Annotated in this window: 21 protein-coding genes; 12 read left to right on the top strand and 9 right to left on the bottom strand. The window is 61.3% G+C overall.

Going from position 1 to position 20,659, the window contains the following annotated elements:
- Positions 1-42 precede the first annotated feature (42 nt).
- Positions 43-765 (top strand): sulfite dehydrogenase subunit SoeB, encoded by a 723-nt coding sequence (gene soeB / locus Thiowin_RS20610; protein ID WP_328984844.1) that lies wholly within the window; start codon positions 43-45, stop codon positions 763-765.
- Between the two features lie 65 nt (positions 766-830).
- Positions 831-1,811: a dimethyl sulfoxide reductase anchor subunit family protein gene (locus Thiowin_RS20605; RefSeq protein ID WP_328984843.1), complete on the top strand. Its 981-nt coding sequence runs from the start codon at positions 831-833 to the stop codon at positions 1,809-1,811.
- A gap of 64 nt (positions 1,812-1,875) precedes the next feature.
- Here the strand turns inward: Thiowin_RS20605 and Thiowin_RS20600 are convergent, their stop codons facing one another.
- Positions 1,876-2,955: a GGDEF domain-containing protein gene (locus Thiowin_RS20600; RefSeq protein ID WP_328984842.1), complete on the bottom strand. Its 1,080-nt coding sequence runs from the start codon at positions 2,953-2,955 to the stop codon at positions 1,876-1,878.
- 195 nt (positions 2,956-3,150) lie between these two features.
- Positions 3,151-6,009: a valine--tRNA ligase gene (locus Thiowin_RS20595; protein WP_328984841.1), complete on the bottom strand. Its 2,859-nt coding sequence runs from the start codon at positions 6,007-6,009 to the stop codon at positions 3,151-3,153.
- 240 nt (positions 6,010-6,249) lie between these two features.
- On the opposite strand from Thiowin_RS20595, the gene Thiowin_RS20590 reads away from it, so the two are divergent.
- Entirely contained in the window at positions 6,250-6,933 is a 684-nt protein-coding gene (locus Thiowin_RS20590) for a GNAT family N-acetyltransferase (RefSeq protein WP_328984840.1), read from the top strand.
- A 104-nt stretch (positions 6,934-7,037) separates the two neighbouring features.
- Here Thiowin_RS20590 and gorA read toward each other — a convergent pair whose 3' ends face one another.
- The 3 genes from gorA to Thiowin_RS20575 all read right to left on the bottom strand — a co-directional run bounded on the left by gorA (position 7,038) and on the right by Thiowin_RS20575 (position 10,194).
- On the bottom strand, positions 7,038-8,405 hold the full coding sequence (gene gorA / locus Thiowin_RS20585; RefSeq protein WP_328984839.1) for a glutathione-disulfide reductase: 1,368 nt from the start codon (positions 8,403-8,405) through the stop codon (positions 7,038-7,040).
- A gap of 218 nt (positions 8,406-8,623) precedes the next feature.
- Positions 8,624-9,361, bottom strand: coding sequence for a glutathione peroxidase (locus Thiowin_RS20580; RefSeq protein ID WP_408034241.1), 738 nt, complete (start codon positions 9,359-9,361; stop codon positions 8,624-8,626).
- A 398-nt stretch (positions 9,362-9,759) separates the two neighbouring features.
- Positions 9,760-10,194: a L,D-transpeptidase gene (locus Thiowin_RS20575; RefSeq protein ID WP_328984837.1), complete on the bottom strand. Its 435-nt coding sequence runs from the start codon at positions 10,192-10,194 to the stop codon at positions 9,760-9,762.
- Between the two features lie 309 nt (positions 10,195-10,503).
- Here Thiowin_RS20575 and Thiowin_RS20570 point away from each other — a divergent pair, with 309 nt between their 5' ends.
- A complete protein-coding gene (locus tag Thiowin_RS20570; protein WP_328984836.1) occupies positions 10,504-11,046 on the top strand; it encodes a nitrous oxide-stimulated promoter family protein in 543 nt (180 codons plus the stop codon).
- 49 nt (positions 11,047-11,095) lie between these two features.
- On the opposite strand, the gene Thiowin_RS20565 is transcribed toward Thiowin_RS20570, so the two are convergent.
- Positions 11,096-11,461 carry a DUF3127 domain-containing protein gene (locus tag Thiowin_RS20565; protein WP_328984835.1) on the bottom strand — a complete coding sequence of 122 codons (366 nt, stop codon included), beginning with the start codon at positions 11,459-11,461 and terminating at the stop codon, positions 11,096-11,098.
- A gap of 192 nt (positions 11,462-11,653) precedes the next feature.
- On the opposite strand from Thiowin_RS20565, the gene Thiowin_RS20560 reads away from it, so the two are divergent.
- Both Thiowin_RS20560 and pgl read left to right on the top strand, forming a co-directional pair.
- The gene (locus Thiowin_RS20560) at positions 11,654-12,019 is read left to right on the top strand and encodes a NifB/NifX family molybdenum-iron cluster-binding protein (protein ID WP_328984834.1); all 366 of its coding nucleotides are present in this window, start codon (positions 11,654-11,656) and stop codon (positions 12,017-12,019) included.
- 32 nt (positions 12,020-12,051) lie between these two features.
- Positions 12,052-12,741 carry a 6-phosphogluconolactonase gene (pgl, locus tag Thiowin_RS20555; RefSeq protein WP_328984833.1) on the top strand — a complete coding sequence of 230 codons (690 nt, stop codon included), beginning with the start codon at positions 12,052-12,054 and terminating at the stop codon, positions 12,739-12,741.
- A gap of 49 nt (positions 12,742-12,790) precedes the next feature.
- On the opposite strand, the gene msrA is transcribed toward pgl, so the two are convergent.
- Positions 12,791-13,384, bottom strand: a complete 594-nt coding sequence (msrA, locus tag Thiowin_RS20550; protein ID WP_328984832.1) for a peptide-methionine (S)-S-oxide reductase MsrA — start codon at positions 13,382-13,384, stop codon at positions 12,791-12,793.
- Between the two features lie 182 nt (positions 13,385-13,566).
- Here msrA and Thiowin_RS20545 point away from each other — a divergent pair, with 182 nt between their 5' ends.
- From Thiowin_RS20545 to Thiowin_RS20530, 4 genes are all read left to right on the top strand, one after another.
- Positions 13,567-14,286, top strand: coding sequence for an HAD family hydrolase (locus Thiowin_RS20545; protein ID WP_328984831.1), 720 nt, complete (start codon positions 13,567-13,569; stop codon positions 14,284-14,286).
- Positions 14,276-15,382, top strand: a complete 1,107-nt coding sequence (gene tgt, locus Thiowin_RS20540) for a tRNA guanosine(34) transglycosylase Tgt (protein ID WP_328984830.1) — start codon at positions 14,276-14,278, stop codon at positions 15,380-15,382. Before Thiowin_RS20545 ends, tgt begins: the two co-directional genes overlap by 11 nt.
- A gap of 79 nt (positions 15,383-15,461) precedes the next feature.
- The gene (locus Thiowin_RS20535) at positions 15,462-15,929 is read left to right on the top strand and encodes a CYTH domain-containing protein (RefSeq protein ID WP_328984829.1); all 468 of its coding nucleotides are present in this window, start codon (positions 15,462-15,464) and stop codon (positions 15,927-15,929) included.
- A gap of 44 nt (positions 15,930-15,973) precedes the next feature.
- Positions 15,974-17,542: an ABC transporter substrate-binding protein gene (locus Thiowin_RS20530; RefSeq protein WP_328984828.1), complete on the top strand. Its 1,569-nt coding sequence runs from the start codon at positions 15,974-15,976 to the stop codon at positions 17,540-17,542.
- Here the strand turns inward: Thiowin_RS20530 and Thiowin_RS20525 are convergent.
- Both Thiowin_RS20525 and Thiowin_RS20520 read right to left on the bottom strand, forming a co-directional pair.
- Entirely contained in the window at positions 17,514-18,524 is a 1,011-nt protein-coding gene (locus tag Thiowin_RS20525; RefSeq protein WP_328984827.1) for an alpha/beta fold hydrolase, read from the bottom strand. The genes Thiowin_RS20530 and Thiowin_RS20525 overlap by 29 nt on opposite strands.
- Positions 18,525-18,655: 131 nt before the next feature.
- Positions 18,656-19,552, bottom strand: coding sequence for a phosphoribosylaminoimidazolesuccinocarboxamide synthase (locus Thiowin_RS20520; RefSeq protein ID WP_328984826.1), 897 nt, complete (start codon positions 19,550-19,552; stop codon positions 18,656-18,658).
- Positions 19,553-19,671: 119 nt separating this feature from the next.
- Here Thiowin_RS20520 and Thiowin_RS20515 point away from each other — a divergent pair, with 119 nt between their 5' ends.
- Together Thiowin_RS20515 and Thiowin_RS20510 are read left to right on the top strand one after the other, a co-directional pair.
- Positions 19,672-20,124 carry a hypothetical protein gene (locus tag Thiowin_RS20515; RefSeq protein WP_328984825.1) on the top strand — a complete coding sequence of 151 codons (453 nt, stop codon included), beginning with the start codon at positions 19,672-19,674 and terminating at the stop codon, positions 20,122-20,124.
- Positions 20,125-20,213: 89 nt separating this feature from the next.
- The gene (locus tag Thiowin_RS20510) at positions 20,214-20,600 is read left to right on the top strand and encodes a RidA family protein (RefSeq protein WP_328984824.1); all 387 of its coding nucleotides are present in this window, start codon (positions 20,214-20,216) and stop codon (positions 20,598-20,600) included.
- The last annotated feature ends 59 nt before the right edge of the window (positions 20,601-20,659 follow it).

Below are 20,659 nucleotides of genomic sequence, written 5' to 3'. Positions count from 1 at the left end.
CAGGTACGCCGCTTTAGGCGTGCTGCATCTTAGGGTACAGCGATGACTCAACTCGCCCTGGTAATCGATCTGAATGTCTGTGTGGGCTGTCATGCCTGCGTGACCTCGTGCAAGCAGTGGAACACCTCGGGCTGGGCCGGGCCCATGGTGGATGAGAATCCCTATGACGCCGATCCCACCGGCACCTTTTTCAACCGGGTGCAGACCTTCGAGGTGGGCAGCTATCCCAATACCGAGACTGTCCATTTTCCCAAGAGCTGCCTGCATTGCGAGGATCCGCCCTGCGTGCCGGTGTGCCCAACAGGTGCGTCCTACAAGCGCGAGGACAACGGCGTGGTGCTGGTCGATTACGACAAATGCATCGGCTGTAAATACTGCTCCTGGGCCTGTCCTTATGGCGTGCGAGAACTCGATGCCCAGCAGAAGGTGATGAAAAAATGCACTCTGTGCATTGATCGCATCACCGACCAATCCCTGCCAGAAGCCGAGCGCAAGCCCGCTTGCGTGCTGGCTTGTCCGACCAGCGCGCGCCTCTATGGCGATGTGCATGATCCGGATTCCGAGGTGTCAATCGCCATTCGCGAGCGCGGCGGCTATGCGCTGATGCCGGAGTGGGGGACGCAGCCGGCGAACCACTATCTGCCGCGACAGAAGAACCGCATGCACATCACCGAGGATGACCTCCAGCGCGTCGATAATCCGCTGAAGAAGGAAGACCTAACCGTTTACCACGGCGAGGAAACCCTCGAGGATGTGACCTGGTAGCGCGTATGCGCCAGGCCACCGATCACCGCTCACCGACCACCGATTACAAGAGTTCGTGAAAGACCATGCATCCTGCCTTTTCCGTGATTTTTCTCACTACCCTGCTCGGTGCCGGTCAGGGGTTGTTTTTGGCGCTCGTCACCGGACAGGTGTATTCGCGCATTCATCTGATCGAGGCACAGAGTTCCGACTATTATCTCTTTGGTAGCCTGATTGCTTTCGCCCTGTTGCTGACTGGGCTTGTTTCCTCCTTCTTCCACCTCGGGCGACCGGAGCGGGCCTGGCGCACGGCGACTAAATGGCGCACCTCCTGGTTGTCGCGCGAGGTCATAGTGCTGCCCTTGCTCATGGTGCTGGTGGCGACCTTTGGTCTGATCCACTGGATGGGCTGGACCCAACCCTTTGTGGTGGCCGGCGAGGATGCGCTGCCGGTCGATGCCAGCCTGCTGGTTGGTGTCTTCGGTGCCTTGGTGGCCTTCGCGCTTTTTGTCGCTACCGCCATGATTTACGCCAGCGTGAAATTCCTGCAGGAATGGGCCTCGCCGCTGACGGTGTTTAACTTTACCTTCTTTGGCCTGGCCTCTGGCTTCATGCTGGCGGCGGCTTACTCGGCCTTCCTTGGCAATGACCTGGTCACCTTCTTTGGCACCTGGGCGGTGATTTTCACCGCCATTGCCTTCCTGTCGCGCGGCGCCTCCCTGCTGCGCAATCGTCGGATTAAATACCGCAGCAACCTCAAAACCGCCATCGGCGTGCGTCATCAAGGTATTGCCCAGACATCCCAGGGCTTCTCAGCTGGCTCTTTCAACACGCGGGAGTTCTTTCATCACAGGGGGCCGCGAACCCTGACAATGGTCCGGTCGCTGTTCATGGTGCTGGTCTTTCCCGTGCCTGTGTTGCTGATTGGTCTGGCCTATGTCACCAAATCGCCCAACCTGCCTATTCTGGCGTTCCTGATTCAATATCTCGGCCTGGTTGCCGAGCGCTGGTACTTCTTCGCCGAGGCTCAGCACCCGCAAAATCTCTACTATCAGAGGGTTTCCTGATAACGCCTGGGCGCGCCTAATGTATCAGGCGTTTTAACCAGCTTGGGTATTGCCAGGTGCTGGATTAGAAAAAGTCCACGCCTCCACCGTTGGCGCGCGTTTTGGTGTCAATGAGTCCTGAGTTGATCAGGTCCGAGTAAAAGCGCACCTGGTCGCGGCCGTGTTCCTTGGCGTAGTAGAGCGCTTTGTCGGCTTCGTCGATGACCATGGAAACACCGTCCTGATCGCGGATTTCGGTGGCCCCGATGCTGACAGTGACCGAGCCGACGGTAGGAAAGATGTGCTCCGCGATGGTCTTGCGCGCGCGTTCGCAGATGCTCTGGGCAATGTCCGGCCCAGGCGCCTGGAAGAGGACGACGAACTCCTCGCCGCCATAGCGGAAGAGCAGATCCTCTTGGCGGAAGATTTTCTCGAGCAGGCGCGCGAGCAGGATCAAGACCTCGTCGCCGTAGAGATGGCCCCAGCCGTCGTTGATGCGCTTGAAGTAATCGATGTCCACCAGGGTCAGCCAGGCGCGGGTCTTGTCCGCGTTGCGGCGCTTGGCGTGCTCGGGCCCCCTGCTGCCGGCATGGGCAATAATGCGTTTGGTGATTTCGGTGTCGAGCGTCTCGCGATTGAGCAGATTGGTCAGGCGGTCGCGGTGGCTGTCGTCGAGCAGGGCAAGATAGTTTGAGTAGATGCGCAACAGCCCGTAAGTCAGGCGTTGGTTGTTGAAGCCGGGCTCGGGGGTGAGCTGGAGCAAGACACCGTAGACATCGTCGCGTTTGTCGTACAGCGGGTAAACAATCTGGGTGATGCCGGCACGCTGGTCGGGTAGCTCAACCACTGTGCGGCTGTCGATGGCCTCGGCAACGGCTTCCAGCAGGGGCTCGGAGAGCTGGCACTGATCCTGATTCAACTCGGAGACGATGACGCCATCTCGGGCATAGGCGACCAGGGCGGCCTTGATTCTGTCCTCGACCATGACGATCTGGAACAGCCGAAAGGTCTCCGACGGGAACAGCTCCGAGAGGGTGATGGCCAGGCTGCGTTCGAGCAGTTCCCTGTCCTGGTAGCGGGTGATCTCGGCGAGTGAATCGACAATGGTGATGGTTGAAAGGGCGCGGGTGCCTTTCGGATTCGTCGGTCGTTTGGGTAGATCCACGATTGATCCTGGTGATGTTGCCGCGGCAAGACTGACTGGTATTGAATGACGAAACTGGTTTTTTCTAACTAATAGGAATCCCGGATGCGCTCAGTCGGGATTCGGCGAAGCTTTGTCAGAAGCGCAATGACCTGATGGGTGTTTGTCCGCTGTTAGCCGGGTTGATTTGGGCTTCGAGCTGATAATGGCTTAAACTCACAGCCGGCTGATGCGCTCACGTTGGTCGCTGAGTTGTTCCAACGCGGCTTGCTGCTCGTCATGGCGCTTGCGCTCCTTTTCCACCACGGCGGCCGGGGCCTTGTCGCGAAAGCTGGGATTGTCCAATTTGGCGCCGACGCGCTTGAGATCGGCCTCCAAACGTGCAATGTCCTTCTCCAATCTTGCCAGCTCGGCGTCCTTGTCGATGAGTCCGGCCATGGGGATGAGGATTTTCATCTCACCGACCAGCGCCATGGCAGCCTCGGGCGCCTGGCGTTCATCATCGAGTAGGGTAATGGACTCAGTCCTGGCAAGAAAGTCCAGATAGGCCCGGGTGGAGTCAATGCGCGCGCGATCCTGGGCGCTGGCATTGGCAATGAGAACCGGCAGTGGCTTGCCCGGTGGAATATTCATCTCGCCCTTGATGCGGCGCATGCCGAGGATGAAGGCCTGTAACCAGTCGACCTCGGAATCGGCGTCCGCGTCGGCCAGGCTGGAGTCCGCGACGGGGCAGGGCGCAAGCATGATGGTGTCGCCTGGCTGGCCAGCGGACTCATGGACCTTCTGCCAGATTTCCTCGGTGATGAAGGGCATGATGGGGTGCATCAGCCGCAGTAGCGCCTCCAGGGTGCGCACCAGCGTCTGACGGGTGCCGCGCAGGCTCTCCGGGCTTGCCTCGGGGTTGTTCAACACCGGCTTGCAGAGTTCCAGATACCAGTCGCAGAAATGATTCCAGGTAAACTCATAAAGCGCCTGGGCGGCTAGATCGAGCCGATAATGGTCCAGCGCCTCGCGCACCTGTCCGATGGTGGTATTGAGCCGCGCGCGAATCCAGCGGTCGGCGGCGCTCAGTTCGACGGCTTCGTTGGCGGTGCCGCAGTCCTGCCCGTCAGTGTTCATCAGAATGAAGCGCGCGGCATTCCATAGCTTGTTGCAGAAGTTGCGATAGCCCTCGATGCGCCCGAGGTCGAACTTAATATCCCGCCCGGTCGAGGCCAGCACGGCGAAGGTGAAGCGCAGCGCATCGGTGCCGAAGCTGGGAATGCCCTGGGGATAGTCCTTGCGGGTTTGCTTGGCGATCTTCTCGGCGATGTGGGTCTGCATCAGCCCACGGGTGCGTTTCGCGACTAGGGGCTCAAGCTCAATGCCGTCAATCAGGTCAATGGGGTCCAGTACATTGCCTTTGGACTTGGACATCTTGTGGCCATGGGCGTCGCGCACCAGGCCATGGATATAAACATCGCGGAAGGGCACGGCGTCCATGAATTTCAGCCCCATCATGATCATCCGCGCCACCCAGAAGAAAATGATGTCGAAGCCGGTGATCAGCACCGCCGTGGGGTAGAAGGTGCGCAGTCGCTCGGTTTGCTCCGGCCAACCCAGGGTCGAGAAGGGCCAGAGCGCGGAGCTGAACCAGGTATCGAGCACGTCCGGATCCTGGGTCAGTTGCAAATCGGCGGGGAGTTGGTGGCGCGCGCGCACCTCGGCCTCATCGCGGCCGACGTAAATATTGCCCTCGGCGTCGTACCAGGCCGGGATGCGGTGACCCCACCAGATCTGGCGGCTGATACACCAGTCCTGGATGTTGCGCATCCAGTCAAAATAGGTGTTCTTCCAGTTGTCTGGATAAAAACGGATGTCTCCAACCTCGACCGCGCGAATGGCTGGCTCGGCCAGCGGAGCAACGCGCACATACCATTGGTCAGTCAGGAAGGGTTCGATCACCGCGCTTGAGCGATCACCGCGTGGAACCATGAGCTTGTGCTCATGGGTGGCGGCGAGCAGACCGGCCGCCTCGAGATCGGCGAGAATCCGCTTGCGCGCCGCGTAGCGATCAAGGCCGACGTAGGCGTCTGGAATCAGCGCGCCTTCCTCGGGCGTGTTGGCGCGAATGGCGGCGCTGGCGGTCAGCACATTGATCAGGCCGCCGTGAGGTTGGTCAGCGATGGCGCTCTCGTCGCGATGGCGCAGCCAGACCTCGTGGTCGTTGAAGTCGTGTGCCGGGGTAATCTTGACACATCCTGTACCCATTTCCGGATCGGCGTGCGGATCGGCGATGACTGGAATGCGCCGCCCGGTCAGCGGCAGCTCGACGAACTCGCCGATCAGATGCCGGTAGCGCTCGTCCTCGGGATTAACCGCCACCGCGCAGTCACCCAGCAGCGTCTCCGGACGGGTGGTGGACACCGTCAGACTGCCGGTGCCATTGGTCATTGGGTAGCGGATATCCCATAGATGCCCGGATTCCTCCTCCGACAGCACCTCCAAGTCGGACACCGCCGTGTGCAGGATGGGATCCCAGTTGACCAGCCGCTTGCCGCGATAAATCAGGCCTTCCTCGAACAGACGCACGAACACCTCGCGCACGGCTGTCGACAGGCCCTCGTCCATGGTGAAGCGCTCATGCGCCCAATCAAGCGAGGAACCGAGCCGGCGCAGTTGCCGTGTAATCTGCCCGCCGGACTCAGCCTTCCAGTCCCACACCCGCTGAATGAAGGCCTCGCGCCCCAGGTGATGCCGCGTCTTGCCCTCGGCCTCGAGCTGGCGCTCGACCACCATCTGGGTCGCGATACCCGCGTGATCCGTGCCTGGCTGCCACAGGGTTTGTTCACCTGTCATGCGCCGATAGCGAATCAAGGTGTCCATCACGGTGTTATTGAACCCATGTCCCATGTGCAAACTGCCGGTGACATTGGGCGGCGGGATCATGATGCAGTAGGGCGCATTAGTTGCGGTCTCGCGTGCCGCGCCCGCTGCGGAATGAGGTTTGCGGCGAGGGGCGAAATAGCCGGCGGTCTCCCAGCGCTGATACCAAGATTGTTCGATCTGCAGGGGATTGTAGTTTTTCTCGAGCATGCTGAATGGGAAAGGGATCCGGAGATGAAGGGTGACTGATGGGGCAGAGTATAACCGACCCGTCCCAGGCTTGAGATGGGTGGGGGAGCCCTTGCTGGTCCTGGCTGATAGGACAGCATGGATAAAGATCGCTAGGGGAGCTGGATTGGCTTCATGCCGGAAGCCGCTGGAGTATTGTTTTGCGAGCCACCCTAGGTTGGCTTAGACTGCAGCAATGTTTTTTACTGTTACGCCAGAAACATGACTATCAATATTAAGGTTGCTTGCCAGCAACAGGACTTGGATCACATCCTCTGGCTACGGGAAAAGGTCTATGTCGAGGAGGAAGGGCGCTATCGGGGGCATTTGTTACCGGGTGAACGCATTATGGACCGCTACGACTGGATTCCCAAGGTCGCGCATATTCTTGTCCAGGATGATGCCGAGCCCGTGGGCTGTATCCGCGTGAATGCCGACACTGGTTTTGGTCTGCCGCTTGATCAGCATTTTGTCTATCAGCCGTATCTGGAAGGCTTGCTCTTGCCGTCTTCCGTCGCACTTGGACAAGCGCCGATTGTAGGGGCGGCGGGCATGTTGGCGGTGCGGAGAGAATGGCGTCATAAGCGGCAGGTGACGCGCGAGTTGTACCGAGCCACGGCTGCGGTGTTGCGATCATGGGGGGTCAGTCACATCACGGCCCTGGTGAGTTTGCAGACCCTATCCCTTTATGGCCGAATGGGATTTCTCCCCATTGCCGGTCGCATCTGGCTGCCGGAGGTGCGGGATTATGTGATCCCGGTCATGGCCTATGCAAGGGACTGTTATCGCTGGGCCTTTGGCAAAAATGCCAGGTTGGCGTCCATGCCGGTTTCCGCGCCGCGCCGACATTGCGTTGCGAGCCCGCGGCCAGCGGGCTCGAAAGCGCCAAAGGTGGGGGTGGGTTGAGGAATACGATTGATTTAAACGGCCGGGCAGTCAGCACGGCCGTGTCATCCTGATCCTGTTTTTGGCCTGTCCAGACTAGGGCTCAGGCTCTGGCTTGCTCGCGTTCAGGTAGGATCTGGCTCTGGTGTTTTCAGCGTCACCAATTCTTCAGCGCTGACCGGGTGGATGGCCACTGTGTTGTCGAAGTCGGCCTTGGTCGCGCCCATTTTGAGTGCCACGGCGAAGCCCTGGAGCATTTCATCGACGCCGTCGCCAACCATGTGGATGCCGAGGATGCGTTCATCCTTGCCGGCGCAGACCAGTTTCATCGCCGTGCGGGGGCCTGCTTTGTTCAGGGCGTAGCGCATGGGGGTGAATTCAGTCTTGTAAATGGTGATTTTCTCGTCCGTGCTCTCGCGGGCGGCGGCCTCGGTCAGGCCGACGCTGCCGACCGGGGGATGGGCGAAGACGACCGTGGGGATATTGCTGTAGTCGAGATGCCGATCCGGCATGCCGCCAAACAGTCGATCAGCCAGACGACGGCCGGCGGCGATGGCGACCGGCGTGAGTGGCGCGCGACCGGTGATGTCGCCGAGCGCGTAAATGCCATCGATTTTGGTGTTCTGGTAGATGTCGGTGGCGATGATGCCGCCTTTTTCCAGTTCGATGCCCACGGCTTCGAGGTTCAAGTCGCGGGTGTTGGGGGTGCGCCCGATGGCCCAGATGATGGTGTCGAAGCCCGCGAGCACTTGATCATCGCGATTGCGGATGGCCAGGCTGTCGCCTTGTTGCTCGAGCGACGCGACGGCGAAGGGCAAATGCGTCTTGATGCCAGAGAGTGCCATGTTATGCGCCAGCGTCTCGCTGATCATGGGGTCGAAGACTTCCAGCACGCGGCTTTCGAGTGCGACCACTGTCACGTCCGAACCCATGGCGCTCAGCATGCCGGCGAATTCGATGCCAATGTAGCCGGCGCCGATGATGCAGACCTTTTTCGGCTGTTCTTTCAGCTTGAAGAAGCCATCGGAGGTGATGCCCAACTCCTTGCCTGGCACCGGTGGCACCATCGGCTGGCTGCCGGTGGCGATGGCGATATGATCGGCGCTGTAGGTGGTGTCACCCACGCGGATGTGACGGCTGTCGACAAAGGTCGCAAAGCCGTCGATGACAGTGATGCCCTGCTCTTTGGCATAACCGTCCCAGTAATTGTTGATGCCGGAAATCACCCGGTCGCGACCGCCGGTCAGGGTGGTCCAGTCAATCTTGCCGCTGCTGCCTTCGACACCCATTTCCGTTGCGTGCCTCACCTCCTCGGCCAGATTGGCGGCGTACCACATGAGCTTTTTCGGTACACAACCCTGGTTGACGCAGGTGCCGCCGAGCTTGGCTGGTTCGACCAGGGCGACTTTTTTGCCATGCTGCGCGGCACGCTCGGCCACGGCCAGGCCGCCGCTGCCGCCACCAATGGCGATGAGATCGAAATGCTGTTCCATGGCTGACTCCTTCAGATCGAAAGCAGGGGAGAATGGAAAGGGAGAATCGACTCGTGACCTATTTCAGGCCGATGGTCGGCTGTGTGAGGGGGGAGGTCACAATCGCGAACGGCCAGGTCATGAGCATCTTGCCCGATTCCTGGCCGGTTGTGCATTGACGGATGCGGCGACCCGGAAGGAGGCAGCCCCCGGATCGCGCGTCACCTGGTCAGTGGCGTTTAGCGCTTGGCCAGCCAGGCTTCAAGATCGTCGGAGCCGCCGATTTTCTGCCCGTCGATAAACACCTGGGGCACCATGGTGCCGTTGGTCACTGCGCGCAAGGTTTGCTCGGTGTAGTCGCGGTTTAGCACCAGCTCTTCATAGGGCAGGCCTTCCTCGGTCAGGGCCTCTTTGGCCTTGGCGCAGAAGGGGCAGCCGGGGCGGGTGAAGACGGTGATATTCAGCGGCTTGGGCTCGCTTGGGGCCATGTAGGCCAGCATGGTGTCGGCATCGGAGACCTCGAAGGGGTCGCCAGGCTTTTCTGGCTCAATGAACATCTTCTCGACCACGCCGTTCTTCACTAGCATGGAATAACGCCAGGAACGCTTGCCGAAGCCCAGGTCGTCCTTGTCGACCAACAGACCCATTTTCTCGGTAAACTCGCCGTTACCATCGGGAACGAAGGTCAGATTGTGTGCCTGCTCGTCTTCCTTCCAGGCATTCATGACGAATCCGTCGTTGACCGACATGCAGATGATGTCATCCACACCTAGCTTCTTGAAGGTTGGCGCGAGCTGGTTAAAGCGCGGCACATGGGTGGAGGAGCAGGTCGGGGTGAAGGCGCCGGGCAGGGAGAAGACAATGACCGTCTTGTTGGCAAAGAGATCATCGGTAGTGACATCGGCCCAGTCGTGATCGGTACGGGTGCGGAAGGTGACTTTCGGGACTGGTTTGCCAGTGTGATCTGCAAACATGATGTTCTCCTGAGTTGGGGTGAAAGACAGAGATGTAAAACGGGTTCGGGAAACGCTTGGCGTGAGTAATACCCCACGCCTGGCGGCTATATTGGGCCAAATGCGCGAATCGCAAAAATCGGTTGTTCGGATGATGGCGATTGCCTGCGCCGATGATAGGAGTCTGGCAGGTCGGGGGGCTGACCATGAATCAGCAGTTTATTGGTCTGAGGTGGTGCCGCGGGATGAGCTTTAGCTTTCAACAGGCATCAGACCGCGCCAGCTTCCGCGCGAGGTCTTCCGGGAAGTCAACCTCGCGACAGTGCAAATCGCCGACATCGACCAGGCGGATGCGCAATCTTCCAATTTCTCATGTTTTAGCAAAGGGATCCCGCCGGGGCGCTGCCATCGACTGACTCCTATCAGCTGGTCACGATTACGCGATCACCCAGCTGCATGCGGTCGAAAACAAACTTGGCATCCTCATAGCGCAGCCGCACACAACCGTGCGATGCCGGCTTGTCTGGCAGGTAGCCCTCGTGAATGAAATAGGGCCCATGAAATTGGAGCGAGTAGGGCATGGGTGTGGGGCGGTTGAAAGAATTGGTATAGCTGCCCGAGCGTTTGTCGATGTCCTTGCTCTGTACCCGAAAGCGACCCTTGGGCGTGGGGTGTTGGCGGGTACCGGATGAAATCGGTCCTGACCAGACCAGTTGGTCGTCCTCGAAATAAAGAAAGCGCTGGTCCTTGAGTTGAATTTCGATGCGGCGCTGCTTGGCCGGCGGCAGGCTGGCCGGATCGGGCGGGTCTGGCAATTTGGCTTTGGGTCTGACGTGCTCGCCATCCTCGGCAGCCAAGGGTGGCTCCGAGGTGGGGACAGCATGGGTTTCAGCAGGGCTTGTGCTGCCTGACAATGCCTGACGCGAATGCTCCCACGAGCCCACGGATATCTGATCTTCCCTCCGCGGCAAATCTTGCGCCAAGGGATCCGGTGCATTGAGATCCGGGTACCTTTGGGAGGCGCAGCCGCTAGCGAGCAGAGCAGCGACCAACCCCAAGCTCAAAGCCGAGGGTATTTGAGTGAGCTTCTGTCGGCGGGAACCGCTCGGCGCTGGTCCAAAGAATGGCGTCTGGCGAGAAGCTTCGCTGGCGCGCATAATCGGTCTATGAAGACGCAGAGCCACAGGCAACAAATCGGCGAGCAGCCTGGACAGTCCGGTCGGGCTGATCAATCGGGCGGAAATCAGCCCGATGGCGGCCGCGCCCACCTGGCCAAGTTGTCTCAGCGCGGCAAGGGGCGTCATCGACCAAAAAACCAGGGCCCGCGCATCGGTCGTGAGAAGCGCGCCATTGCGGCGATGACCGCGCTTTACTGTCGCGATCATCACCAGGGCAGGATGCCTGGCAATGGTCTCTGTGCCGAGTGTTCGGATTTTCTCGGCGATGTCCAGAGTCGCCTCGATCACTGCCCCTTTGGCGAGTCGAAATACGCCTGTATCGACTGCCGCATTGGCTGCTACAGCGAGACACTGGCAAGGGCGACGCGCGAAGTGACCCGCTATGCCGAGCCGCGCCTGTGGTGGCGGCATCCGATGCTGGCTCTGCTTCATTTTCTCGATGGACATCTCTTGCACCGCGCTCCTGGTCGTTCGGCGGCGGCAACGCGCCCACGTCGTGGCAAAAACGCCGGTCAAGGGCGAAAGGCCTGAGTCTGCAGCTGGCCGGCAAGCCCTTTGTCACAATGGTGGCGGCGCTTTATCAGAAGGGCGGATCACCAAAACCGTCATCAGCAAAGGGCGGTGGCTCTTCGATGCCGAGTGGTGGTGGGCCATCCTCTGTCTGTTGTAAGGGCGAAACCCGCCAAGCTTTCACATCCGTGTACCAGCGGCCATTGTACTCGCGGCTTTCGAGGTCCACCTCGACGCGCAACTGCTGGCCCTGGCGGATGGCGAACTCGTCGATCTTATCGCCCCACAGCATGAAGCAGATTTTCTTCGGGAACTCGGCCTGGGTCTCGAGCACATATTCCTGCTTGCGCCAGGGGCCGCGCGCCGAGGTGCCGGACTTTTCCGGAATGACTTGAATAATTGTTCCGCTAATCTCCATCGCATGATCCTGTCGCATGATTTCTTGATCCGTGGTGCCAAGCCTATAGTGCCCTGTCGCGCTTTTTGAGTCCAGAGAGCGGTGTGCTTGATAACCGGCAATGTGAGTCGGCGCCCCTTTCGGCTTTAATGTCGGCAGCCTTTGCGAACCTGGGCCAGCAGGCCAGCCTTGGCGCTGCGTTCTATTTCACAATACCTGAGGATAAGCTGAATGAAGACCATTGCCGTGACGGCGAACGACGACCGCGGGCTAGCTGGAGAAATGTCGATGCACTTTGGCCATTGCAGCCATTTTGTGTTGGCCACCCTGGACGAAAAAAGCCAGGTCAAGTCAACGGACATCTGCGTCAACCCCTATGCCGAGCAGCATCAGCCGGGGCAGATTCCAGATTTTATCAAGTCTCTTGGGGCCAACGTGGTGCTGTCCGGCGGCATGGGTGGACGGGCCATCGAGTTCTTCGAACAACTCGGTATCGAGGTCGCCACCGGGCATCATCCAAGCGTGGGCGAGGCCATTGACGCCTATGTTGCTGGCGAGCTGAGCGGCGCGGCCGAATGCGCGCATGATCATCACTGAGCCGTCTCATCACTGAGCAAGAGGGCCGAGCGATGCAATTGCCGGGTGTCGAAACCCAAGTTTTGGCCGATGCCGATGCGGTGGCCGCCGCGGCGGCTGACTGGATTCTGGAGCAGGGCAGGGCGGCGGTGGCCGAGCGCGGTCGGTTTCATTTGGTGCTAGCCGGCGGCACCACGCCGGAGGCGGCCTATCGGCGATTGGCCGAGAGGCCGGAGGACTGGACCGGCTGGCGTTTTTTCATCGGCGACGAGCGTTGTCTGCCAGTGGAGGCTGTCGAGCGCAATAGCCGCATGGCGCTTAGCTTGTGGTTGCAGCCAGCCGGCATCGCGCCAGACCAGCTTGCCGCCATGCCGGCCGAACTCGGGCCGGACGCGGCAGCGCTGGCTTATACCCCGGTGGTGGCCGAGGCGGTGCCTTTCGATCTGGTGCTGCTTGGCATGGGCGAGGACGGGCATACCGCCAGCCTTTTCCCAGGAAAGAGCCTACCCGACAATGTACTGGTCATGCCGGTGCATGGGGCGCCCAAGCCACCGCCCGAGCGCGTCTCACTGACGCCGCTGGCATTGGCGTCCTGCCGGCGGATGCTACTGTTGGTAACAGGCGCCGGCAAGCACCAGGCGCTGCGCCAATGGCAGCAGGGAGAGGATCTGCCCGTGGCCCAGGTCGCCGCGGCCGGGCGGGCACTGGTCTTGCTGGATCGGGCCGCGGCTGGTGCTGACTGAGTGAAGTTCTTTGGCGTGCCGAACCTGGCCCATTGCTTCAGGCCCGGCTTCAGCGCGAGCGCCGCGCGACATACTGCTGATGATAGTCTTCGGCATAATAGAATGGCGGTGCGGCGCGGACCTCCGTGGTGATGGTGCCACCGCCCCGGGCAGCGAGCCTTTGTTGTTCGGCGGCTAGGCTCTCCTGGGCCAGAGCGAGATGATCATCCCCATCGGTGAAGATGACCGAGCGGTACTGAGTGCCAATATCCACCCCCTGGCGCATGCCAGAGGTGGGATCATGGCTGCTCCAGAAGGCATCCAGGCAGGCGGTGAAGGGCAAACGAACGGGGTCGAACACCAGCAGCACGACCTCGGCGTGGCCAGTCTGGCCGCTGCAGACGTCCTCGTAACTCGGGTTGGGCGTGAGTCCGCCGGCATAGCCGACCGCCGTGGTATGGACGCCATCGAGTTGCCATAGGCGCTGTTCGGCACCCCAGAAGCAGCCCATTCCAAACATGGCCTGGCGCATGCCATCCGGGAAGGGCGGGCGCATCGCCGTTCCCAGCACCAGATGCTGGCCGCCGATCACCATGGGCTGGCTGCGCCCCGGCAGGGCATCGCCCGGGCCTGGGAGTGTGAGTTTCTTGCCGAATGGAAACATGATGGCCGCCTCCGTGAAGGGTTGTCGCGAGCTTGACGATGGCCCCCTCAGCGGGCGCCTGATGGCTAAAGATCAGGCCGGCCGTGGCGATTGGCAAGTCGGGTCAAATGGCTGTGTTCAGGAATCCGCTCTCGGGTTTGTGAGGTTCTCTTTAATAGGTCGAGGGATCGGGAGGAAGGAGTTTGACATCAACCTATCGCCTGCTGACACTGGATCTCGACGATACCCTCTGGCCCTGTCAGCCGACCATCGACCGTGCCGAGGCGCGGTTTCACGCCTGGCTCGATGAGCGAGTCCCCAGGTTGGCCGCCGCGCACGATCTCGCCAGTCTGCGCCGGCATCGGCGCGAACTCTATGTCGCCCGCCCGGAGATTGCCCACGATATGACTGCGCTGCGGCAAGTCTCCCTGGAGTTGTTGCTGACGGAATTCGACTACGCCCCGAGCCTGGCCGCCGAGGCCGTGGCCCTGTTTTGCGCGCATCGCAATCTGGTCGCGCCTTATGCCGAGGTGCCCGGGGTGCTGGCCGTGCTTGGGCGGGACTACCGGCTGGTCTCGGTGACCAATGGCAATGCCGATGTTGCCCTGACGCCGCTCAAGGATTGCTTTCATCACTCCCTGACCGCCGCTGGCGTGGGTGCCGCCAAGCCGGACCCAGCCATCTTCGAGGCCGCGATGCGCTGGGCCGGGGTGAGTCCGGCGGAGACTCTGCATGTCGGCGATGATCCCCTGCGTGATATCCAGGCCGCGCGCCACTGCGGGCTCGATGCCATCTGGGTCAACCGTCATGATTTGTCCTGGCCCGAAGACCTGGAGCCGCCCATGGCGGAAGTGGCTGATTTGCATGGACTCAGTGCCTGGCTCGAGGAGGCCGGTCAGAGGAGTGGACGCGATGAAGTTTGAGGTCCTGCATCGCGATGGCCTTGCGCGACGTGGCCAGCTCAGGCTGCCGCGCGCGAGCATCGATACCCCGGCCTTCATGCCCGTGGGTACCTATGGCACCGTCAAGGGCCTGACGCCAGAAGAAGTCCAGGCGTTGGGTGCCCAGATCATTCTCGGCAACAGTTTTCATCTCATGGTGCGCCCCGGCACTGAGATTATCGCGGCCCATGGTGACTTGCATGATTTCATGCACTGGGACGGTCCCATTCTGACCGACTCCGGCGGTTTTCAAGTATTCAGCCTGGGCGATCTGCGCAAGATCACCGAGCAGGGGGTGCATTTTCGCTCCCCGGTCGACGGCGCCAAGCTTTTCATGGGGCCGGAGGAATCCATGGCGGTGCAGCGCGCGCTCGGTGCCGACATTGTGATGATTTTCGATGACTGCACCCCCTATCCGGCGACCCGCGAGCAGGCGCGCACCTCCATGGAGCTTTCGCTGCGCTGGGCCGCGCGCAGCCAGGCCGCGCATGCGGACAATCCGGCGGCCCTGTTCGGCATCGTGCAGGGGGGCATGTTCACCGATCTGCGCGGCGCCTCGCTTGAGGGCTTGCGGGAGATCGGCTTCGACGGTTACGCCGTCGGCGGCCTGTCCGTCGGTGAACCAGCGGATGAGCGCGAACAGGTGCTCGATCATCTCGCCTCGCGCCTGCCGGACGACAAACCCCATTATCTAATGGGAGTTGGCACGCCTTTGGACATGATCGCCGCCGTGCAGCGCGGCATTGACCTATTTGACTGCGTGATGCCCACGCGCAATGCCCGCAACGGCCATCTGTTCACCAGTCAGGGTGTGGTGCGCATTCGCAATGCCGTGCATAAAACCGACACCGGCCCATTGGACCCGGACTGCGACTGCGCCACCTGTCGCCACTACAGCCGCGCCTATCTGCATCATCTGGATAAATGCAACGAAATGCTCGGCGCCCGGCTCAACACCCTGCATAATCTGACCTACTATCAGCGTCTGATGCGCGAGTTGCGCGCGGCGATCGAGCAGGGGCGGCTGGCGGCGCTGGCGCAATCCATCGCCGATGCTTATTCGGACGCGCGAGGTTGAAGCTTTTCGCGCCGACTGACTTTTACATAACGATCTCCTGATCCACGCCGGTCTTCGCGATGCGGCTTGAGTAACGCCCATGGCCATTGAAATCGAACGCAAATTCCTGATCAAGGATGACAGTTGGCGCGCGCGGGTGGAGTCCGAGTCGCACATTCGCCAGGGCTATCTGAGCGGCGATGCGCGTCTGACGCTGCGCGTGCGGGTGCGCGATGATCAGGCCTTCTTGACGCTGAAGGGCGCTACCAAAGGGATTGCGCGCTCGGAATTTGAGTACGGAATACCACCTGCCGATGCCGAGGCCATGCTCGCGGAGTTCGCCCAGGGGCCGCTGATCGACAAGCGCCGTTATCTGGTGCGCGAGGGCGGCTGGCTGTGGGAGGTCGATGAGTTCGCGGGCGAAAACCAGGGTTTGGTGCTGGCCGAGATCGAACTGCCCAGCGCCGAACAGAGCTTTCCGCGCCCCGACTGGCTGGGCGCCGAGGTGTCGGATGATCCGCGCTACTTCAATGCCAGCCTGGCGCGCCATCCGTTCCGCCGCTGGTAATTGGGCGCGCCCCGGGCGACGGCTTCGCACTCGGACTCCAATCGGTGTCTAACAGCCAGCGACCACTTAAGACCCGCCTGCTTGGCCTTGGCGCCTGTCTGCTGCTTGCCGCCTGCGGCGCGCCAAATGAGTCCGAGGGCGTGATCAGATTTTGCATCGCTAATTCCGCGCGCAATCTCGATCCGCGCCATGCAACGGATGCCACCTCGGAGCGCGTCAATCATTTGCTCTATCGTGGACTGGTCGATTTTGATGACAGCGGCCGGGTGGTACCTGGCCTGGCGAACTGGGAGCAAGTCTCCCCCCAGCGCTACCGCTTTGTGCTGGGGCAGCACGGGCGCCGTTTCTCCGATGGCAGTTGGTTGACAGCAGCGGATGTCGCGGCGACCTACCAATCCCTGCTTGATCCGGTCACGGGTTCCCCTCATGGCTCCCAGCTGGATCTGATCGACCAGATTCGGGTGCTGGATGATGATCGCCTGGAGTTTGTTCTGAGCCGCGCGGACCCGCTGTTTCCGTCCTACCTTGGTCTGGGAATCTTGCCAGCGGCCGCAATCATGGCCGGTCGGGATTTCGCGCGCGCGCCTCTGGGGAGCGGTCCTTTCGTGGTTCGTGACTGGCCTGAATCCGGCCGCCTGCTGCTGGAGCGCCGTCGCGATGGTCAGCGCATTGAGCTGGTCACGGTCAAGGATCCGAACGTGCGTGTGATGAAACTTCTGCGCGGCGAGGTCCAGTTGCTGCAGAACGATCTTGCCCCTGAGCTGGTGGATTATCTGCGCGCGCAGCCCGCGGTGGTGGTGGAAACCCGCCCGGGGGTGAATTTCTCCTATCTGGGCTTTAATCTTGAAGACCCGCTGCTTGGCCAACGCGAGCTGCGCCTGGCCATTGCTCACGCTATTGATCGCGAGGCCATTCTCAAGTACCTCTTTCATGGCCTGGGGCGCCCGGCGCAGGCGTTGCTGCCGCCAGAGCACTGGGCCGGCGCGCCCGAACTCGAGCCTCATGCCCATGACCGGCAGCGCGCGCGGGAACTCCTTGCCGGGCTCGGCTACGGACCCGAGCGCCCGCTGCGGCTGAGTTACAAGACCTCAAGCGATCCCTTTCGGCTGCGCGTGGCCAGTGTGATCCAAGCCCAGCTCCAAGAGGTGGGCATTGAGCTTCGCATCCGCAGCTATGATTGGGGCACCTTTTTTGGTGACATCAAGGCCGGGCGCTTCCAAGTCTACAGCCTGACTTGGGTCGGGGTGCAGGGACCGGATATTTTTCGCTATGTGTTTCATAGCGCGTCGGCGCCACCTCATGGTGCCAATCGCGGGCGCTTTCGCGATGCCCGGGTCGATGACTTGATTGAACGCGCGGGAGTCACCGAGGCTGTGGCGGAACAGGCCGCGCTGTATCGCGAGCTGCAGACGCGACTGCTGAGCGAACTGCCTTATGTGCCCCTGTGGTATGAGAACCAGATTCTTGCCAGAAGCAGGCACCTGAGCGGTTATCGGCTTGCTCCCGACGGTGATTACGATGGTCTTGAACGGGTGGTCTTCAACAGCCAGCCGGAGGACCGCGATGGCGCCAGTCCCCGCCTTTTCAGAGGTGCCGCAGCCAGTCGGCAATGACCGCTCGGACCAGGTCCGGACATTCTTCGTGCGGCACATGCCCGCACTCGGGCAAGACCGCGAACTCGGCGTTGGGCAGGGCATTGGCGGCGCGGGCGCTGTCGGCCATCTCGACGATCCGGTCGCGCGCGCCCGCGATGACCAGGGTCGGTTGGGTAATGTCCGCCAATGACTCGCTAACGGTCACGGCATCGATGAGGGAGCGATTCATCAACGCGCCCCAGGCCAGATCCCAACCGGGCGTCCAGCTGTGGCTGGCGGCGAGTTCCCGCCGGGTATCGCTGATGCGCTCAGGGTCGGCATAGGAGAGATCGAGCAGTGGCATGCCCTCGCCCAGATAGCGCCCGAGCAGCAGGCTGATGCGTTTCATTTGTGGTGTGCTGACCAGCCAGGCGGGGAAGGTCGGGCGGGTGGCGTAAACCCAGGGGCTGATGAGCACCAGGGCGCTGACGCGATCAGGCGCGCTTCGGGCCACTTCAAGCGCCAGGGTGCCGCCGGCGGAGTTACCCACCAATACTGCCTCCGGTATCTCGAGCGCATCCATCAGAGCGAGGAGTTGTTCGACGGCGGATGCCTTGGCGTAGGGGTTGTCGCCCTTGAGTCCCGCCGGCAAGGGTTTTTCGCTCAGGCCATAGGGAAGTTGGTCATAGGCGATGGTGCGTCCTTCCCGGGCGAAGAAGGGGAACATTGGATCCCAGGTGGACAGGTTGAAGGTAAAGCCATGCAGCAGCAGAAAAATCCGCTGCCCGAGCGGGTCGAAATCATCGCGCCGCGGATCGGTGGAGTCGCGATAATGCGCGCGCAGGCCCGGAGTGCCGCTGACGGGGATTGTGACGAAAGCGTAAGTGGCCGCGGAGGGTTCGATCCGCGCCGGCGACTGCTCCTTGGCCGGATTGGGGTCAATGAGCAAGGGGCCGACAAGGGCTAGGAGAATCAGCGCGAACACCAGGACCAGGAGCGCGCGTAGCAAAAAACGCCACATAACCAAGATTGCCTTCGTTGAGATGCGCGCATTCTAGCGCGTTTGCGCAGAGGATTTCTGCTCGGGTAGCATTTTTTGGTGGCGGTGTCGATCCCGGGCGAGAATGCGGGAGCGATGAGAAGTGTGACTGCTCAGGCGGTCAGCCGTCGCTCGGCCTCGGCATACTTGGCGGCGGTCTGGGTGATGATCTCCGCCGGTAGTTCAGGCGCGGGCGGACGTTTGTCCCAGTGAATGGATTCTAGGTAATCGCGCACGAATTGCTTGTCAAAGCTCGGCGGGCTGCCCCCGGGTTGGTAGGCATCGGCAGGCCAGAAGCGCGATGAATCCGGCGTGAGCACCTCGTCGATGAGATGCAGGCGGTCCTGATCATCAAGGCCGAATTCAAACTTGGTATCGGCGATGATGATTCCGCGCGTCGCGGCATAGGCGGCAGCCTCCTGATAAAGCCGCAGGCTGATGTCGCGCACTTTGGCGGCCAGCTCGCGCCCGAGCAGCTCTTGGGTCTGCTCGAAGCTGATATTCTCATCATGTGCGCCGGCCTCGGCCTTGGTGGCCGGGGTATAAATCGGCTCCGGTAGTCGCGCCGCCTGCACCAGGCCTGGCGGCAGCGCGATGCCGCAGACCGCGCCCTGTTGTTGATAATCCTTCCAACCGGAGCCAATCAGGTAGCCGCGCACCACGGCCTCAACCGGCAGCGGGCGCAGGCGCCGCACCAGCATGGCCCGCTCGCCAATGCGCGCCCGCTGCTCGGGCTCGGGAAGCAGCGCTTCCAGTGTCGGGGCCTGGTCGTCCGGTCGCGGCAACTGGTTGGGAATCAAATGCGCGGTGCGTGCGAGCCAAAAGCGCGTGACCCGGGTCAGCACCTCGCCCTTGCCGGGAATGGGCTGGGGCAGCACCAGGTCGAAGGCCGACAGTCGGTCGCTGGTCAGGATCAGCAGCCACTGATCATCGACAGCGTAAATGTCGCGTACCTTGCCTTGACCGAGGAGGGGGAGATGGTCAATCTTTGCAGCATACAGGCCCATCATGACGGCATGATCCTCAAGCATCTGTGCGGAACAACGACCTGTCCTGAACAGCAATCAGTGCCGAGCAGCAAGGTCTTTAGGACAGGCGTGGCAGACTATCACAGCAGCGCGGAACGCGAATGACCACCGAAACGCCAAGCGATGATCCCTATCTGGCCGCATTTCGCGGCAGCTTTACCTCGGCCTTGCGCTGGCCGCGGCTTGACGCACTCTGGCAGGTGCTGCGCGAGCGCGCCGACCAGGGCTGGTATCTCTACGCCCTTGGCGAGCCGCCCCCAGTGGCACCCCGTGGAGCGGAGCAGATCAGACACTTTATCGATGAAATCGATCTGCTGCTCAAACGCGAGCACGACGAGGATTTTTGTGGCATCGTTTATGCCGATTCCCTCAGCGAGCCGCGCTTCGTGAAGATTTACGATCCGAACAATCTCGGTGTTGTCTGTGGTTTCAGCGACAATCCGCCGCTGCCGGGCTGGACCCTGTCCTTGCTGGCCCCGGTGGATTTGCCCAAGGCGACTGCGCCGACACGGGGGCGGCGGCGCTGGTGGCAGCGGTTGTTCACGCCACACTGAAGGTGACGCGGGCGGGACGCGCGAATTTGGTGTCCACCAAAGATGTCTTAAGCACAAGGGACATCTCAAGCATAAGCGGAATTTCAAGCATGACCAGAACCCCGATTCACACCGACCAGGCACCGCGGGCCATTGGTACCTACTCCCAGGCAGTGCGGGCCGGCAATACTGTCTATCTCTCGGGCCAGATTCCGCTCGATCCCGCGACCATGGAACTGGTTGGTGGCGACATGGAAGCGCAGATTCGTCGCGTGTTTGATAACCTGCTCGCGGTCGCCCAAGCGGCCGGTGGCGGGTTTCAGGATTTGGTCAAGTTGCATGTCTTTTTGACCGACCTCAGCCATTTTCCGCTGGTGAATCAAGTCATGGCGGACTATTTCCAGGAGCCCTACCCGGCGCGCGCGGCCATTGGCGTTGCCGCCTTACCTAAAGGCGCGGGGGTGGAGATGGATGCCATCCTGGTCCTGGACGAATGATTGGCCCAGGCAAAATCGGCGCAATCAATCCCAACAGCCGATGGCGAAGGATGAAGTGT

Source organism: Thiorhodovibrio winogradskyi, assembly GCF_036208045.1.
Classification (GTDB): domain Bacteria; phylum Pseudomonadota; class Gammaproteobacteria; order Chromatiales; family Chromatiaceae; genus Thiorhodovibrio; species Thiorhodovibrio winogradskyi.
This window is presented reverse-complemented; position numbering and strand designations above follow the sequence as displayed.

What these genes read in the sequence shown, in the direction of transcription:
- soeB (WP_328984844.1), top strand. Translation starts at nt 43, where the DNA reads ATGACTCAACTCGCCCTGGTAATCGATCTGAATGTCTGTGTGGGCTGT.
- Thiowin_RS20605 (WP_328984843.1), top strand. Translation starts at nt 831, where the DNA reads ATGCATCCTGCCTTTTCCGTGATTTTTCTCACTACCCTGCTCGGTGCC.
- Thiowin_RS20595 (WP_328984841.1), bottom strand. Translation starts at nt 6,009, where the DNA reads ATGCTCGAGAAAAACTACAATCCCCTGCAGATCGAACAATCTTGGTAT.
- Thiowin_RS20590 (WP_328984840.1), top strand. Translation starts at nt 6,250, where the DNA reads ATGACTATCAATATTAAGGTTGCTTGCCAGCAACAGGACTTGGATCAC.
- gorA (WP_328984839.1), bottom strand. Translation starts at nt 8,405, where the DNA reads ATGGAACAGCATTTCGATCTCATCGCCATTGGTGGCGGCAGCGGCGGC.
- Thiowin_RS20570 (WP_328984836.1), top strand. Translation starts at nt 10,504, where the DNA reads ATGAAGACGCAGAGCCACAGGCAACAAATCGGCGAGCAGCCTGGACAG.
- Thiowin_RS20565 (WP_328984835.1), bottom strand. Translation starts at nt 11,461, where the DNA reads ATGCGACAGGATCATGCGATGGAGATTAGCGGAACAATTATTCAAGTC.
- Thiowin_RS20560 (WP_328984834.1), top strand. Translation starts at nt 11,654, where the DNA reads ATGAAGACCATTGCCGTGACGGCGAACGACGACCGCGGGCTAGCTGGA.
- pgl (WP_328984833.1), top strand. Translation starts at nt 12,052, where the DNA reads ATGCAATTGCCGGGTGTCGAAACCCAAGTTTTGGCCGATGCCGATGCG.
- msrA (WP_328984832.1), bottom strand. Translation starts at nt 13,384, where the DNA reads ATGTTTCCATTCGGCAAGAAACTCACACTCCCAGGCCCGGGCGATGCC.
- tgt (WP_328984830.1), top strand. Translation starts at nt 14,276, where the DNA reads ATGAAGTTTGAGGTCCTGCATCGCGATGGCCTTGCGCGACGTGGCCAG.
- Thiowin_RS20535 (WP_328984829.1), top strand. Translation starts at nt 15,462, where the DNA reads ATGGCCATTGAAATCGAACGCAAATTCCTGATCAAGGATGACAGTTGG.
- Thiowin_RS20525 (WP_328984827.1), bottom strand. Translation starts at nt 18,524, where the DNA reads ATGTGGCGTTTTTTGCTACGCGCGCTCCTGGTCCTGGTGTTCGCGCTG.
- Thiowin_RS20520 (WP_328984826.1), bottom strand. Translation starts at nt 19,552, where the DNA reads ATGATGGGCCTGTATGCTGCAAAGATTGACCATCTCCCCCTCCTCGGT.
- Thiowin_RS20515 (WP_328984825.1), top strand. Translation starts at nt 19,672, where the DNA reads ATGACCACCGAAACGCCAAGCGATGATCCCTATCTGGCCGCATTTCGC.
- Thiowin_RS20510 (WP_328984824.1), top strand. Translation starts at nt 20,214, where the DNA reads ATGACCAGAACCCCGATTCACACCGACCAGGCACCGCGGGCCATTGGT.